Annotated in this window: 15 protein-coding genes; all 15 read right to left on the bottom strand. The window is 38.7% G+C overall.

Annotated features, from left to right (window positions below; genetic code table 11):
* Nucleotides 1-28 precede the first annotated feature (28 nt).
* A complete protein-coding gene (locus tag KIK00_RS04625) occupies nucleotides 29-1,741 on the bottom strand; it encodes a sulfite reductase flavoprotein subunit alpha (RefSeq protein WP_255815399.1) in 1,713 nt (570 codons plus the stop codon).
* Nucleotides 1,731-2,576 carry a uroporphyrinogen-III C-methyltransferase gene (gene cobA, locus KIK00_RS04620; protein WP_255815398.1) on the bottom strand — a complete coding sequence of 282 codons (846 nt, stop codon included), beginning with the start codon at nucleotides 2,574-2,576 and terminating at the stop codon, nucleotides 1,731-1,733. The genes KIK00_RS04625 and cobA overlap by 11 nt, the downstream gene beginning before the upstream one ends.
* A 23-nt stretch (nucleotides 2,577-2,599) precedes the next feature.
* The gene (cysK, locus tag KIK00_RS04615) at nucleotides 2,600-3,511 is read right to left on the bottom strand and encodes a cysteine synthase A (protein ID WP_255815397.1); all 912 of its coding nucleotides are present in this window, start codon (nucleotides 3,509-3,511) and stop codon (nucleotides 2,600-2,602) included.
* Nucleotides 3,512-3,541: 30 nt separating this feature from the next.
* Nucleotides 3,542-4,372, bottom strand: coding sequence for a serine O-acetyltransferase EpsC (gene epsC / locus KIK00_RS04610; protein WP_255815396.1), 831 nt, complete (start codon nucleotides 4,370-4,372; stop codon nucleotides 3,542-3,544).
* 4 nt (nucleotides 4,373-4,376) lie between these two features.
* The gene (locus KIK00_RS04605; protein ID WP_255815395.1) at nucleotides 4,377-5,615 is read right to left on the bottom strand and encodes a sulfate adenylyltransferase subunit 1; all 1,239 of its coding nucleotides are present in this window, start codon (nucleotides 5,613-5,615) and stop codon (nucleotides 4,377-4,379) included.
* Nucleotides 5,616-5,720: 105 nt separating this feature from the next.
* Nucleotides 5,721-6,629, bottom strand: a complete 909-nt coding sequence (gene cysD, locus KIK00_RS04600) for a sulfate adenylyltransferase subunit CysD (protein ID WP_255815394.1) — start codon at nucleotides 6,627-6,629, stop codon at nucleotides 5,721-5,723.
* A gap of 11 nt (nucleotides 6,630-6,640) precedes the next feature.
* Nucleotides 6,641-7,354, bottom strand: coding sequence for a phosphoadenylyl-sulfate reductase (locus tag KIK00_RS04595; RefSeq protein WP_255815393.1), 714 nt, complete (start codon nucleotides 7,352-7,354; stop codon nucleotides 6,641-6,643).
* Nucleotides 7,355-7,437: 83 nt separating this feature from the next.
* Nucleotides 7,438-7,854: an Rrf2 family transcriptional regulator gene (locus KIK00_RS04590; protein WP_255815392.1), complete on the bottom strand. Its 417-nt coding sequence runs from the start codon at nucleotides 7,852-7,854 to the stop codon at nucleotides 7,438-7,440.
* A gap of 166 nt (nucleotides 7,855-8,020) precedes the next feature.
* Complete coding sequence (locus KIK00_RS04585) at nucleotides 8,021-8,521, bottom strand: GNAT family N-acetyltransferase (RefSeq protein ID WP_255815391.1); 501 nt, start codon at nucleotides 8,519-8,521, stop codon at nucleotides 8,021-8,023.
* A 179-nt stretch (nucleotides 8,522-8,700) separates the two neighbouring features.
* On the bottom strand, nucleotides 8,701-10,848 hold the full coding sequence (locus tag KIK00_RS04580) for a M43 family zinc metalloprotease (RefSeq protein WP_255815390.1): 2,148 nt from the start codon (nucleotides 10,846-10,848) through the stop codon (nucleotides 8,701-8,703).
* A gap of 82 nt (nucleotides 10,849-10,930) precedes the next feature.
* Nucleotides 10,931-12,196: an FAD-binding oxidoreductase gene (locus tag KIK00_RS04575; protein WP_255815389.1), complete on the bottom strand. Its 1,266-nt coding sequence runs from the start codon at nucleotides 12,194-12,196 to the stop codon at nucleotides 10,931-10,933.
* A gap of 8 nt (nucleotides 12,197-12,204) precedes the next feature.
* Nucleotides 12,205-13,203: a 4-hydroxyproline epimerase gene (locus tag KIK00_RS04570; RefSeq protein WP_255815388.1), complete on the bottom strand. Its 999-nt coding sequence runs from the start codon at nucleotides 13,201-13,203 to the stop codon at nucleotides 12,205-12,207.
* Nucleotides 13,200-14,690 (bottom strand): aldehyde dehydrogenase (NADP(+)), encoded by a 1,491-nt coding sequence (locus KIK00_RS04565; protein ID WP_255815387.1) that lies wholly within the window; start codon nucleotides 14,688-14,690, stop codon nucleotides 13,200-13,202. The genes KIK00_RS04570 and KIK00_RS04565 overlap by 4 nt, the downstream gene beginning before the upstream one ends.
* A gap of 16 nt (nucleotides 14,691-14,706) precedes the next feature.
* A complete protein-coding gene (locus tag KIK00_RS04560) occupies nucleotides 14,707-15,612 on the bottom strand; it encodes a dihydrodipicolinate synthase family protein (RefSeq protein ID WP_255815386.1) in 906 nt (301 codons plus the stop codon).
* A gap of 91 nt (nucleotides 15,613-15,703) precedes the next feature.
* A complete protein-coding gene (locus KIK00_RS04555) occupies nucleotides 15,704-16,585 on the bottom strand; it encodes an AraC family transcriptional regulator (protein ID WP_255815385.1) in 882 nt (293 codons plus the stop codon).
* Between the last annotated feature and the right edge of the window lie 74 nt (nucleotides 16,586-16,659).

The following is a 16,659-nucleotide window of genomic DNA, read 5'->3' as shown; positions in this document are numbered from 1 at the left end:
TCCTTTAATTTTTACGAGTACTTCTTTTTTAATACACATCTTTAGCATATCTGCCGCTCAGTTCCATTTCTTCCAGATAAAGTACAGCGTCTTCTTTGCTGCGCTTTCCTTCATTCTGGATAATTGTGAGAAGTGTTTGTTCTACATCATAAGCCATTGGTTCTTTGGCTCCGCATACATACACAGAGGCTCCACCTTCCAGCCAGTAAAATACTTCCTGAGCTTTTTGTTCCAGTCTGTGCTGAACATATACTTTTTCGGCTGTATCTCTTGAAAATGCGAGGTCTAAATGCGTTAAGCTGCCTGTTTTAAGAAAATCCTGAAGTTCTGCCTGATAAAGAAAATCTGATACAAAGTTTCTGTCTCCGAAAAACAGCCAGTTTCTTCCTTCCGCTCCTGTGGCATCACGTTCCCAAAGGAATGATCTGAATGGCGCGATCCCTGTTCCCGGACCGATCATGATGATGTCTTTATGAGCTTCCGGCAGTTTGAAGTGTCCTGCCTCCTGAATATAAAATTCTACCTCTTCTCCTTCTTTAAATTCACTCAGAAAACCACTGCATAATCCGTTGTGTTTCTGATGGTCAATAAAGAATTCTGATCTGGCAACGGTAATGTGAATTTCCGTATCACCATGCGCTTCCACAGAGGAAGAAATAGAATACAGACGGGGTGCCTGGGCAGTTAATATCTGAATGATTTCTTCAAATTCATCCGCATTTTTAACAGGATAAATTCTAAGGAGATCAAGAAGGCTTAATCTGACTTCCGGAATGGAATGTCCCGTTATTTTTGCATATTGTGCAACTACAGATTTAAGCAGATAGCTGATGTTGAGGTGTTTATGTAGGAGCTCTTCAACACTATCTTTAACTTTCGATGTTTCTACCTGTTTCTGAGGGTCAATTCCTGTCAGAGTAATAATTTCATCCACTACAGATTTTGAACTGAAAGGAATGATGCCAAGCGCTGCACCAGGTTGATATGCAAGGGCTTCTTCGGTTTCAATTTCGATATGATAGGTTTCTTTTTCAGAAGTAATATCGTTCAGATTGATGATGGTGGAAACTTTTCCCAGGTATTTCTTTCTTCCCGCAGAAACTTTTGGAGCTGAAACATTTTTTGTACTCTGATCAGTATTTTTATTGACTGTTTCAAATACATGTTCTATCCAATGAGAAGCTTCCTGCTCATAATCAATATCACATTTCTTTAATGGAATAATACGCTGTGCTCCCAATATTTCAAAACGGGAATCTACATCTTCTCCGGTTTGGCAGAACAGAGGATAACTGCTGTCTCCCAAAGCCAGTACTCCGAATTTAAGTCCGCTGAGATTAATTTCATTTTCATGAATATAATCGTAGAATTTTTTGGCAAGAGCTGGTGGCTCGCCTTCTCCCTGAGTGCTGATGATTACGAAAAAGAACTCTTCTTTAACCAAATCCTTTGGTTTATATTGGGAAAGATCAGCCAGTTTTACCTGAAGTCCTTTTTTCTTCACTATACCTGCCAGCGTGGTAGCGAGCTTTTTACTGTTTCCGGTCTCCGTTCCATAAGCCAGCGTTATTTTCTTTATGACATTCTGGACAATAGTATTCGTTTCCTGTGGTGGCAGAATGGCTGTAAGTGAAGATCCTCCGGCAATACCGGCAAGATACCCGCTAGCCCAGATGGCTTCGTCTCTGGAGAGGTTTCCGGATATTTGTTTTAATACATTTAATTTAGTTTCAGACAGCATATTCAAAGAAATTTTGAGTTGTTGGGATTAGACTTCCGTTTTCTACTGATTTGAAATAAAGACCTTCCTGCTCGGCATTTTCAAGCCATGAAAACTCTTCATGGAGATTGACAATTTTACCCACAACCACCAAAGAAGGGGAAGCAAAGTTCTTATCTCCGAATTTTTCATTAAAATCATCAAATGATGATGTATACACCTTTTGAAAAGGCGTTGTTGCCTGTTCAATGACAGCAATTTTCTTATCACCTGAAATCTGAAGTGCTTTCAGTTTTTCTACCAGAGGGGTAAGATTTCCTTTAGACATATAGAAAACAAGGGTATCATTGGTTAAAGCAAGCTCTTTCCAGTATTCTTCACTTACAATCTCTGATTTATAATACGTAAGAAAACGAACGGATGTGGAATATCCTCTTGCGGTTAAAGGCATCCCTGCAAATGCTGCTGCTCCTAAAGCTGCTGTAATTCCCGGAATAATTTCGTAGGGAATATGATTCTGTTTTAAAGCCTGTAACTCGTCCAGAATATTGGAGAATATGGAAACATCTCCTCCTTTCAGTCTTACAATGGTTTTGTTCTGAAGGGCATATTCTACCATCAAAGTATTGATATGAGACTGAGGGGTGGACGCATTTTTGCTGCATTCTTTTCCTACATAGATGATTTCTGTATTTTCATTAACGTAGGTTTCCAGAATTTCCGGGCTTACAAGGCGGTCACATAAGATGACGTCTGCTTTTGCGATAGCTTTTACTGCTTTTACAGTGATCAGTTCAGGGTTACCAGGCCCTGCACCGATAAGGAAGACCTTTGGTGATTTTATATTTGTTTTCATTGAAGTAGGTGTTAATTAAGGATTTAGAAGAGTCCCTCTACAGATAGATATCTTTCTCCGGTATCGTAATTGATGGTAAGGATTTTAGCGTTTGGCTGTACTTCCGGTAAATGTTTTGCAATGGCTGCTAAAGCGGCTCCAGTGGAAACTCCAACAAAAAGACCTTCTTTTTTAGCGGCATTAAGGGCATATTCATAAGCTTCTTCCTTTCCTACTGTGATCACTCCGTCCAAAAGGGTAATATCCAGAATGGAAGGAACAAATCCTGCTCCTAATCCCTGTAATGGATGCGGTGCTGGGCTTCCTCCGCTTAATACAGGAGATAATTCCGGTTCTACAGCAATTACTTTTACGTTAGGATATTTTTCTTTTACTGTTTTTGCGATTCCGGTGATGTGTCCTCCGGTTCCTACTCCTGTAATGATATAATCCAGCCCGTCCGGAAAATCTTTTAAAATTTCCTGAGCGGTGGTTTCTACATGTACTTTTACATTGGCAGGGTTGTCAAACTGTCTTGGAATCCATGAATTGGGTGTCTCTTCAGCCAATTCACTGGCTTTTTCGATAGCGCCTTTCATTCCTTTTTCTCTTGGAGTAAGTACAAATTCTGCTCCGTAAGCTTCCATAATTTTGCGGCGTTCTATACTCATGCTTTCCGGCATGACAAGAATGAGTTTGTATCCTTTTACCGCAGCTACCAAAGCAAGTCCTATTCCCGTATTTCCGCTGGTAGGTTCTATAATAATGCTGTCTTTATTTAATAATCCTTTTGCTTCTGCATCTTCAATCATGGCCAGGCCAATTCTGTCTTTAATGCTTCCGCCGGGATTGCTTTTTTCAAGTTTGATCCAGATTTCATGATCTGAATTGAAGAGCTTATTAATTTTCACGACGGGTGTATTTCCAATCGTTTCTAATGCATTCTGAAATTTCATATCAATGTACTTTTTATTTTTGTTTTTTTCTTAAATCACAAAGGTTAATGATTCCGGTAATGAGCTATTATCCTTTATTTTTATTTCACTTTTATGGTAAACCAGAGAATTGGCGGGGACATCCTGTGTAACCCAGACATTTCCTCCTATGATGCTTTCTCTGCCTATGGTGGTTTCACCTCCCAGAATAGTGGCTCCTGAATAGATAATCACATCATCTTCAATACTGGGATGTCTTTTCTGATGGGCTTTTTCTTTGGAAACATTCAAAGCTCCGAGGGTTACTCCCTGATAGATTTTGACATTGTTCCCGATAATGGTAGTTTCTCCAATCACGATTCCTGTTCCGTGGTCAATGAAAAAAGACTTTCCGATGGTGGCTCCCGGATGAATATCAATTCCGGTTTTACTGTGGGCATATTCAGAAATGACACGGGGTAAAATTTTTACTTCCTGAGTCCAAAGCTGGTGCGAAATACGGTAGACATACGTGGCAAAAAAGCCGGGATATGCCAGGTATACTTCTTCCAGAGAATCGGCAGCAGGATCAAATTCCAAAATGGATTTTGCATCCAGAACCAGCTGATTATATAACTCAGGTAAAGTCTCAAAAAACTGTCTGACCTGTTTTTCAGTAAGATTTTTATCTCCTGTTACCGTATTGATCTGATCAGAAAGTGTTTCCTGGAGTGCTTCAAAATTTATTTTCAGCTGATCTTCAGTATTATCATCCTGAGGTAGGAAGAGTGTTTCATACAAATCCTTCACCCATTTTTTTGTCTTTATTTTATCAAAGAATCCATGAATATTATTTTGTTTGGTCTGATGAATTCTTTGTATTAATTGATCGGAAATTGCCATTTTTCTATTGGATTATACAGGCTGCTACTGTTGAATTGGACGTTTCATCCACCAAAATGGCAGAGCCCGTTGTTTTATTATTGGTAAAGCTATCATACACCAATGGCTGTGCTGTACGGAGTGTAACTTTTACAATTTCGTTCAGCTTAATTTCTCCATCGGCCTGTTCCCGGATCAGGGTGTTGACATTGATCTTGTAATCTACCTCTTTTACAACTGCTTTTACAAGTCTGCTGTTTTGCTGCAGAAGGTATTTATTTCCTGGCTGCAACGGTTTCTGATCTAGCCAGCATAAGAGAATTTCAAGGTCTTTTTCAACTGTGGGAACATGCTCTTCCGTGGCAAAAATATCTCCCCGGCTGATATCTACATCATGAGCAAGGTGAATCACAGCTGGCTGGCCTTCAAAGGCTTCTTCTTTTTCAATGCCATTGATCTCAATTTTGGTGATTTCAGTGGTCAGATCTGCCGGAAGAATATGAATTTTGTCTCCTTTAGTGAATTTTCCGCTTAATATTTGTCCGGCATATCCTCTGTAATCGTGCAGTTCCTCAGTTTGAGGGCGGATTACATACTGAACCTGAAAACGGCTTCCGTTATTTGTTTCTTCATTTAAAGTTACTTCTTCAAGATATTCCAGAAGTGAATTTCCTTCGTACCATTCTGTTCTGGACGATTTTGAAACAATATTATCTCCTTTCAATGCCGAGATCGGGAAATAACTGACATCGTTTAATCCCAGATTTTCTGCAATTTTTGCATATTCTGATTTTATATTTTCAAAAACTTCTTCGGAATAATCTACCATATCCATTTTGTTGATGGCTACAGCTACTTTCTTTAACTGTAATAAAGAGGCGATGATGGAATGTCTTCTGGTCTGTTCAATCACGCCTTTCCGTGCATCGATCAGAATAACCATCAGATCAGAGTTGGACGCTCCCGTGATCATATTACGGGTATACTGCACATGCCCTGGAGCATCAGCAATGATAAATTTTCTTTTTGCGGTTGAAAAATAGCGGTAGGCAACATCAATGGTGATTCCCTGTTCTCTTTCTGCACGTAAACCATCCGTTAAAAGGGCTAGGTCTACTCCATCTTCATTTTTGTTTTTAGAATGTTTTTCAAGGACTTCCAACTGATCCTGTAAAATACTTTTGCTATCGTAAAGCAGTCTGCCGATAAGGGTACTTTTACCGTCATCTACGCTTCCTGCCGTTATAAATCTTAATATATCCATCCGATTTTAATTATAAATAATGAGTAATGGGCAATGAGTAATTGTATTGTTAAATAAGTAAAAGTTGTCTGTCCTATTACTTATGACTCATCGCTGATTGCTTATCTAGAAGTAGCCTCCTTTTTTTCGATCTTCCATTGCTGCCTCTGTTACCCTGTCGTCAATTCTTGTTTCGCCACGTTCTGAAATTCTGGTTGCTACAATTTCTTCGATTACAGCATCTATTGTAATGGCATTAGATTCTACAGCTGCAGTGCATGTCATGTCTCCTACGGTGCGGTAACGGATTTTTCTAGTGGTGATAATATCTTCCGGCTCTAGCACAACATGTGAAGAATTGGCAAGCCACTGCCCGTTAAAATCGATCACTTCTCTTTCATGCGAAAAATAGATGGAAGGGAGTGCAATTTTTTCTCTGCGGATATAGTTCCAGATGTCAAGCTCTGTCCAGTTGCTTATGGGGAAAACCCTTACATTTTCTCCTTTATGGATTTTTCCGTTGAAAATATTCCAAAGCTCCGGACGCTGAAGTTTAGGATCCCACTGCCCGAATTCATCACGAACTGAGAATATTCTTTCTTTGGCACGTGCTTTTTCTTCATCTCTTCTGGCTCCTCCAATACAGGCATCAAATTCAAATTCTTCAATAGTATCAAGAAGTGTATAGGTTTGAAGCCAGTTTCTGCTTGGAAATTTACCTTTAGCCTCAGTTAGTTTTTTACTTTTAATAGTGTCTTCCACTTTTCTGACTGCCAGATTGACATCCAATTGTTTTACTAGCTGATCACGAAAATCCAACACTTCCGGAAAATTGTGTCCGGTATCTACATGAACAAATGTAAACGGAATTTTCCCATGGAAGAATGCTTTTCTTGCCAGATGAGCCAGTACAATACTGTCTTTTCCTCCGCTGAATAATAAGGCCGGACGTTCAAACTGACCTGCTACTTCTCTTAATATGTAAATAGATTCGGCTTCTAACTGATCTAAATAGTTTAACTGATGTATTGACATTTTTTCTTTTTTTATTGATGAATATGCAGACCGCACTCTTTTTTATTGGCATCTTCCCACCACCATCGGCCCGCTCTGAAATCTTCTCCTTCTTTGATTGCTCTGGTACAGGGTTCGCATCCTATGCTTACAAATCCTTTTTTGTGAAGATGATTGTATGGTAAATGATGATCTTTTACATAGTCTGTCACTTGTTCTGAAGTCCAGTGAAGGATGGGATGGAATTTTATGATCTTATTATCCGGATCCCACTCCAGCTGTGGCATATTCTGTCTGTTGGCAGAATGTTCAGATCTAAGTCCTGTAATCCAGACTTTATAGCCTTCCAGTGCTTTTTTTAAAGGATGAACCTTTCGGATGGTACAGCATGCTTTCCTTTTTTCTACAGATTGATAAAAAGAATCTGGTCCATTTTCTGTAACAAATTCTCTGAGTTCTTCCGTATCCGGATAGTATGCTTTGATGTTCTTTTTAAAGAAAGCTTTTGTAGAAGTCCAGGTTTCATAAGTCTGTTCAAAAAGTCTTCCCGTATCCAGGGTGAATATTTCAATATTTAAATCTTTTATCAGATGAGTGATGACCTGATCTTCATAGCTGAAACTGGTTGAAAAGATTACTTTATCTGGGAATCTTTCAGTCAGTAATTGCAGCCCATTAGTTTGAAAAGAAGCTTCAGAAGCCTCTTTTATAATATTTTCGAATTCATTTTTCAGACTGTATTCCATTTTGAATTGAGATTTAAGTCTTGCAAATATATATAAAATTCTATAACTCCTATCAAAATAGTAGAATTTAAATGAAAAAAATTTTAATCCTTATTGATAAACTTAGTTAGAGTGGCTTCCATCATACTTTTTCTGGTCTTTTCACGAACGATCATGAGTTCTTTTCTCAGATAGCAGACTGCTTCATCTACACAATCGTCACATGCTTCATAAAAGTTTAAAGAAACACACGGCGTAAGAGCAATAGGACCGTCAAAAATTCGGTAAATGTCAGCTAATGAAACTTCATCAGGAGATTTTAATAAATAGTACCCTCCTACTTTACCTTGCTTACTGTTGACAAGTTTAGCTCTTTTAAGTTCGAGGAGAATTTGTTCCAGAAATTTTTTTGGGATGTTCTCATCTTGTGCAATAATGGAGGTTGACAGAAAGCCCTGGTTATAATTCCTTGCTAATCTGACCATTGCTTTCAGCGCATATTTGCAACGTTTTGACATCATAATTTCTGCAAGTTATGATAAATTATTGTATAAACGAAATGTTTTGCGGTGAAGCAGTTTGAAGTAGATGTGTGTGAACCGCCCCGTCAAAAATTCTTTGAATTTTCGCCACCCCTCCAAAGGAAGGGTAATTCTGAGTCTTCCTTTTGTAATCTGAGATACAAGTTTACTTCTTCTGTAAAATAAAATAAGCCAGTTCCCTATTCTCATCCTTCCGTATCAAATTTTCAATTCTCTTAAAGTTGCTTTTCAGAAGGACTTTCTGTGATCCAATATTATCAAGATCGGTTACAGCGACGATATCTTTCTTAAGTTGTAATGAAGAACAATAATCGACAAGGGCTTTACAAACTTCAGTTCCGAGTCCTTTGCCCCAGTAATTTTCTCCTAAGGTATATCCTATTTCTAGCTGATCAGGATTATCAAGGAAGATTCTGGCCAGACACATTCCCACAAAATCGTTATTCTGGGTGTTGAATATTCCCCATCTGCTGAATGGTCCTGCTTCATAATCAGACAATGCTTTATCGAACATTTCCTTATATTCTTCAGGAGTCTTGTAAGGAAGATATCGGGTAACGTTTTCATTTTGAAAAAGAGTGGAGAATAAAGAAAATTCTTCAGGAGTAAATTCGCGGATGATGATGGTGTCGTTTTTGTAATACATTTGATATTGTTATCAAAGAATAAAAGTACATAAATAAAATAAAAAATTGGGCTTAATTTTTAAGCCCAATCAACTGCATATGAATACTAAACTATTTATCCATATTTCTGAGAAAAGTGTTTTGTTATTTAAAAAGTTTATATCAAGAATACAGCTTGTTCGTTTCTTAGCGTTTGATCCTATTTTTTAATGAATTTTTGGGAAGATTTCCCTAAAGAAGTTTCAATATCAATTAAATAAGTTCCGCTTAGGAAGTGTTTAACATCAACCTTATCGCCAATAACTTTAGCATTCATTTTTCTTCCAAACATATCATAAACAGAAATTGACTTGATTTCCCCTTTTGTTTTAATATTTAATACATCAGAAACCGGATTTGGATAAATGGATGTTTCTGAGTTTGTTGTATCAGCGTCTGCAGAGGATAATGATAATGCACAAGGAGTTGTAATGCTGCCATTTGGTTGTGTATTGTATCCAAACGCAGTTACAGAATAACCTGAACCATTGGCCCCAACAGTCAGTTTGAAATAGCCGTTAATATTGTAACCCTCAAATTGGTTTCTAAAACCAACATAAGCGGTTTGGCCAGACCAGTTAGTGTATGTAGGAGTGTATACGTCAAGTTGTCCGGGAGTACCAATTGGGTAACCTATATTATTTGCATTAGTTATAGTGGTGCAAGCCGGAATTAAACTGATATTTCGTGTTCCTGCCTGGCAAACTAATCCTTTCCAATAGGTTTCCAATTTTAATTGATTGGCTCCATAGTACCAGGCACCATACCCTGCATCATCACTAAGCTCCGGGTTAATGATAAAATATTTCCAAGTTGCCCCGGAGTTGGTTGTTACTGTTGTTGGTGTTGGGTTGGCATAACTTTCCAGAGGAGTTCCTGTAACTATTTTATAAGGATCTTTGTAAGAAAAAGTTAATGCCAAAGCTGTAGTTGATCCTAGTGAAGTTACGCCTCCTGTTATAGCCGGATTTAGGAACGTAATTGATGAATTCAGGACCTGACTTTTAGGATGACTGGTTGCCGCACCATTTATGGTAAGTGTAGCCGTAGTAGGGCTTGTAACTGCTATAGCTGCTGTTAGTCCTGCTGGTAATGAAGAAGTGAAATGTGTTCCTGCAGTAAGAGTTGTTCCATTTGGAACGGCAAATGTAGCTCCTTTTAGCGTAATCGTTGATGTAGGGGCAGATGCTACTGTTCCATCTAATGACACGGCTCCATTATTGTTTAAGTTCTCTGTAAATGTACTGTTGCTAAGGGTTAATCTAGGTGGAGTATTGGCAACTCCGGTTGCAGCTAAGTTGGCAGGCTGCCATAAATTTATTCGCGAAGGATGGTTTAATGCTGCCAGCATTCTGTTAACCTGTCCGTTGGTAAACATTTTATAACAACCTGAAGAACCATTGTATCCCATATAGTTTTCAACGTTTACTTTTTGTCCAAGGCAATTGTTTCCAGCTGTACATCCTAATCCGGAAGACATATTTTCTACAGGTGTGTCAGCAACTCCGTCACCATCATTACTAGGATTTGCAGTTGAACAAAGAACATTGAACGTGTGTTGAAGATTTAACCAATGCCCAAATTCGTGAGTGAATGTATCAGAAAACTCATTTGAAGCCACTGTTCCTGCAGCATTAAATATATAACGTCCGTTATAAACAACTCTGGCTGTATTTACTGAAGTCATGTATGAATCAGGATACCAGGCAACTCCTGATTGATATAAATCTTTATTAGCATATAGGTCATTTTGGATATATACATTCATATACTTTGTATTATCCCAGGCATCTGTGCCAATTTGTGCATCATATCCACCTCCGTTGCCATATCCACCTTTGAAAGGGTGAAATACCACTCCGCTTGTTGCTTTTCCGGTTGGATCAATTTTAGCTAATCGGAATTCAATACTTAATGCTGCTCTGATAGATTGGAAATCAGGATCCACAGTATTTGAATCCGTGTTGATTCCATTGAAATTTAAGTTGATTTGTTCCAGTAAGTCAACTACTTTTTGGTAATTTACTTTTACATTACTCTGAGATTCTCCATACACATGAAAAACCACAGGGATGATGTAGGTTGGATTGTTGATCCTATTATTCAATGAATTTTTGTCTGATCCCATTTTTTTTACGAAATCTTGGGTGTATTTCTCAAAATTTTCATATTCAGCCTTAGATTTAGGGTGCAGTTCAAAATGTTTTTTCATCATTTCATCTGCTTTACACTCCCGAGGTCTGTTTTCTTGCGCAAAACCTATTATTGGAAATAGGGAAACAAGTACTAGTAATTTAATTTTTTTCATAAATTTTGGATTTGGTTGTTAATAAATTATTTGAATAATCAAATTGTTTTTGGCTTGATTTGTGTATGTTATGTGGTGTTTTTTAACTAAATCTTTCTGGGTTGAATATCTTTATCTCAACCGTTGGCTTTTGGTCATTGGCAAGTTCTGAAACTGTTTTTCCAAAAATGGGTCCTAAACTTAAACCCATCATTCCACCGCCGCCTGCAATGATCAGATTCTTCAATTGGGAAGATTGCCCTAAATACGGAAGCCCATCCGGAGCACAAGGTCTGTATCCAAACCAGATTTTGGATTCTTTGGGCATTTCAACCTGGAAATCTGGTAAATAGTTGGGAATGGACCTGATAATCCCTTCTACTCTTTTCATGTTAATTTTGTTCTGATGGGAAGCCAGCTCCATAGTTCCACCGAAGCGGATCTGCCCATTCATAGGAGTAACAGCCACTCTTGCTTCCAGTAATAAAGCCGCATGATTCAGGATATTGACCGGATTATCAGGGGTATGCATGAATGAATATCCTTTCCCGGGCATTAACTGAATTTTAATTCCTGCTTTTTTAGCCAGTTCAGGAAGAAATGAACCTCCAGTCATAACGAAACGGTCTGCTGTAAATTTTATATCATTGGCAATTACTGCTTTAATCCTATTTTCGGATGTTTCAAACCCGGTTACTTTGTGATGGGTATGAAAAACGACACCATTATTTTTAAGATAAGAGATCATTTGCTTCATCAGTTTCATGGGGTTCATATGGCCGTCACATTTATAATTGACACCGCCAATAACATCCATCTGTATATTGGGTTCGAGTTTCTGAATTTCTTTTTTATCCAGAATATCAACCGATAATCCCATATTGATTGCTTTGTGGGCAAGTTCTGCTTCTTCTTCCCTTACTTTTTCAGTTTTGTAAAGCATCAGAATACCATTTTGAGTAAGTTCGAAATCAAATTCATCTTTTGCTGCAATCTCATTATAGAGGATACTGCTCGCCAGATTAAGATCTCTGATAGCCGATGCTGAACGGTCCACATGCTTCTGATTGGAGTGTTTCAAAAACTTTACTCCCCAGGAGAACAAATCTGCACTCAATGACGGTTTTACGTAAAATGGACTTTTGCTGTCAAACATCCAACGGATTCCTTGTGCAACAACACCCGGCGCCGCTAACGGAGTAAAGTGACTGGGGACTATCATTCCTGCATTGCCATAAGAACAATTGTTGGAAAGATCATTCTGTTCCAGAATTTCTACACTCCAGCCTTTCTGTAAAAGATAATAAGCGGAGCTTAAACCTGCTATTCCTGCACCAATAATGAGTGCTTTTCCTTTATTTTGTGTCATATGTTTGTTTACATAACCTGAAATCCCTGCCAGTAAGGATCTTCATCATCAATAATAATATGATTATAGCCTGTAATTCTTGCCCAGCCTTCTACTGAGGGGATAATTGCTGATTTCCCGCCAACAGTATCCGTTCCTTCAATTCTCCCTATGAACTGTGACCCGATATAGCTTTCATGGATAAATTCTTCCCCTTCTTTTAATTTTCCTTTAGCATACCATTGAGCCATTCTTGCAGAAGTACCTGTTCCGCATGGTGAACGGTCCAGGGCATTCTCTCCCACTAAAACAGCATTCCGTCCACTTGCTTTGGGGTCTGTGGGGTTACCTGTCCATTGAATATGGCTTAATCCGGTAATATGTTCATTTTCAGGATGAATAAACTGGTATTTTTCATTGAGTAATTTTCTGATGATTTTTCCATAATGGATAAGCTGGCTGGCTGTAAAATCAGAAATATCTCTGAAATTTTCCTGTGGGTCTATAATAGCGTAGAAGTTGCCGCCATAAGCTACATCAGCTTTTATTAATCCAAGATCCGGACATTCAATTTCCAGATTTTCAGCATACAGAAATGATTTTACGTTGGTTAGTTTTACAGATGTTACTTTTTTGCCTTCCTGTACATAATCGATGAGAATAAGTCCAGCAGGTGTTTCAAGGCGCAGCTTTCCGGGAACTTTAGGGAAAACCAGACCTTCTTCTATGGCAATCGTTACTGTCCCGATTGTTCCGTGCCCGCACATAGGAAGACATCCACTGGTTTCAATATACAATACTCCGATATCATTTTCTTCGTCAATAGGCGGATACAAAATACTTCCACTCATCATATCGTGACCACGGGGTTCAAACATGAGCCCTTTCCGGATCCAGTCGTACTCTTTCATGAAATGAAGCCTGCGCTCCATCATGGACTTTCCTTTTAGAATGGGACCGCCGCCTGCAACAAGACGTACAGGGCAGCCACAGGTGTGCGAATCTATACAAAAAAATGTTCTGTTCATGTTGTCTGTAATTTTAATGATCCCGAATTGACTTTTCCATCTACTATTCTGCTGATCTGTAGAGGGTTTTCATTCTTCAGCTCTTCCGGCAAAAATTCATCCGGCCAGTTTTGGAAAGAAATAGGACGGATAAACCTCTTGACAGCATCCGGGCCTACGGAGGTAAAACGGGAATCAGTAGTGGAAGGAAAAGGGCCTCCATGCTGCATGGCATAAACAACTTCTACTCCTGTAGGCATTCCGTTGAACAGTAATCTTCCACATTTGTCCTTCAGAAAGTTGATCAGCATAAAATGTTTCCGGATGTCTTCATCGGTAGCCGCTACGGTAATGGTTAACTGGCCTTTCAGTTGTTGAGCAATTTCTACCATCTCATCCCGGGTTTCACAAATTACAATGATACCAAAGGGTCCGAATACTTCTTCATTCAGCACAGGATTTTTTATGAAGTTTCTGGCGCTGGTTTTTATCACCATAGTACGTGCCTGCCACTCATTAATTTCTGTATCTGCAGCTGCAATAATATGTACTTCCGGCTGCTCTGCTGCTCTGGTTTTATGCTTTTCAAAATTTTCATAGATCCCCTTGTGAAGCATCTTTGCGGGGACAACTTCCTGAATTTCCTTTTTCAGGGTAATGATAAAACGGTCCAGAGATTCTCCTTTAAGAGCAATACATACTCCTGGATTAGTACAGAATTGCCCTACTCCTAATGTCAAGGATGAAAGATATTCTTTAGCGAATGCTTCTGCTTTGTTTTCAAGTAAATCTGGCAGGGCAAATACAGGATTGATGCTCCCCATTTCTGCAAATACGGGAATAGGATTCTCACGGCGGTTTGCAATATCAAACAAAGCTTTTCCACCATTGAAAGAGCCGGTAAATGCAACAGCCCGGATATCAGGATGCTGAGTCAAATAAGTTCCAATCTCATAGGAAGTTCCGGTAATATGACTAAAGATCCCTTCAGGCCACCCGAATGCTGTAACAGCATCTGTGATAGCATCAGCCATCATTTGTGAAGTCTCAGAATGTGCAGGATGAGCCTTTACAATGACAGGGCAGCCTGCTCCAATGGCACTTGCAGTATCACCGCCTGCCGTAGAAAAAGCAAACGGAAAATTACTGGCCCCGAAAACAACCACAGGTCCTATGCCAACATTATATTTTCTGATATCTCCTTTTTGCTTGTCAGGCTGTGCAAGATCAATCCGTGGCTCTGTATATGTTCCTGTGGCTATAGCTTTTGCGTAGCTTCTCCATTGTCCTGTTGTTCTTGTCTTTTCACCGGTAAGTCTTGCCAAAGGCAGTGAGGTTTCAGCGTTGGCCGTCGTCAAAAGTTTTTCTCCCAGTGCTTCAATCTTATCGGCAACTGCGTTCATGAAGGCTGCCCGTTCTTTTACAGTGGTATTCTTCAGGAACTGATAGGCTTCGGCAGCCATCTGAATTCTCCTGTCAATATTTTCTTTTGATGTTTCTTCAATCATAGCTTTATTTCTGGTGTTAATCTAATGCCGGGCGGTTAGCTATACCTTCTTCAATAATCTTTTTGACTTTTTCAGCTTCTTCGCCATGTAGCTCCAGGCGTGGTGCTCTTACATATGGACTGCTTATTCCTTCAGCTGCAGCAGCCAGTTTGATGTACTGAATAAGTTTAGGGTGAATATCCAGTTCCAGCAATGGCATAAACCATCTGTAGATTGCTACGGCTTTGTCATATTTACCTGCTTTAACGTAGTTGTACATTGCCATTGTTTCATTGGGAAAAGCATCTACAAGACCGGCTACAAGGCCATCTGCTCCAAGCATAAGAGTTTCCAGGCAAATGGTATCTACTCCGCCAAGAATTTTGATTCTTTTTCCAAAACGGTTAATCATTCTGGTTACATTCGCAAGATCTCTTGTAGATTCTTTAACAGCCTGAATAGTTGGGTATTCAATAAGCTCCTCAAACATTTCAAGGGAAACATATATTCCATAATCTACAGGATTATTATAAATAAGGATAGGAAGATCTGTAGCAGAAGCGACGGCTTTGAAATACTCAACAACTTCATGGTTGTCAGCTTTGTAACGCATTGGAGGAAGAAGCATCAGACCGTCTGCTCCAAATTCTTTTGCTTTCTGGGCAAAGTTTACGGCATTTTTGGTAGTATTTTCAGAAAGGTTAAGAATAACTGGAATTCTTCCCTGTGTTATTTTTTTTGCGTACTTCAGCAGTTTAAATTTTTCTTCAGTTTCCAAAGCACTGGCTTCACCTAATGTTCCTGCAAGGATAATTCCGTGAACTCCTGCTTTGATCTGGGCTTCTGTATTGAGAGCAAACATTTCAAAGTCTATCTCACCTTCTTTGGTAAAAGGAGTTAATACAGCAGGATAAATACCTTCCCAGTTTAGTTTTGTACTCATATCAAATAATATTTATTCAAAACTAGCAGAATTTCAAAACGGTAAATGTTAATATTTTAATAGATACTAACCATATTTTAACAGGTTGTTTTTATTGCTCTATGGTAGCCTCTTTATAGTGTTTGAGGTATTCTTTAGGTGAATATTTCATAATGGACTTGAAAACCCGGTTAAAATTGGTAAGGCTGTTGAAACCACTATTAAAAGCAACAGAAGAAATACTGTACATACTGCTGGATGTCAATAGCCTGCAAGCTCTTTGTACACGGAGCTCATTAAGATATTCAATATAAGTAATGCGGGTACGTTTTTTAAAAGAGCGGCAAAAAGCTTGAGGAGTCATACAGGCTTCTCTGGCAATAAGGTCAAGGGTAAGTTTATTTTGGGCAAAATTCTTCTTAATAAAGGTTTGAGCATCTATAATTCTTTGATCATAGTCTGAAATATGATTAGGCAGATTTTTTTCTGAAGATAAAGGGATATGCAGATGCCTGTTTTGCATAAGATGGTTCAGAATCCTGATAAAATCTATGATCTGATCTACCCCTTCTGTTTTTTGTAATGCTGCAATGTTTTCCCCGATACTTATTTTTAATTTAGGAGCTATCTGGAAACCTACTTCTGAATGAGCAATAAAATTTTTAAGCTCTCCAAACTCCGGTAAGTCGAAAAATGCTGCAATTTTTTTATAAGGATCAAAAAAAATAGAGATGGAATGAACCTTTTGTTTTTCATTTTTATCAAAATTACCCCTGAAAACATGCGACTGATTGGCACCCAGATAGAAAATGTCACCGGCCTCAAAATTAAAGAGATTTTGTTCTATGGCCAGTGTCCCATGTCCTTTAAGAATCCACATGATCTGGGTTTCCGTATGGCGGTGGAAATAAGGATAGAAATTGGGCATTATATCTTCCTGGATGCGGATACTTTTATTGGTGTCGGCAGGGACTGAAAACTGGAGACTCTTCATAGAATCAATATTTTATGAGCTAATGTAGTTAAAAGGTTAAAATATGACCGAATTTAAGCAAAATATGAACACTG

The sequence above is a fragment of the Chryseobacterium sp. MA9 genome, assembly GCF_024399315.1.
GTDB lineage: Bacteria > Bacteroidota > Bacteroidia > Flavobacteriales > Weeksellaceae > Chryseobacterium.
The sequence above is the reverse complement of the archived record's forward strand: the minus strand, read 5'-3'. Positions and strand labels throughout refer to the sequence as shown.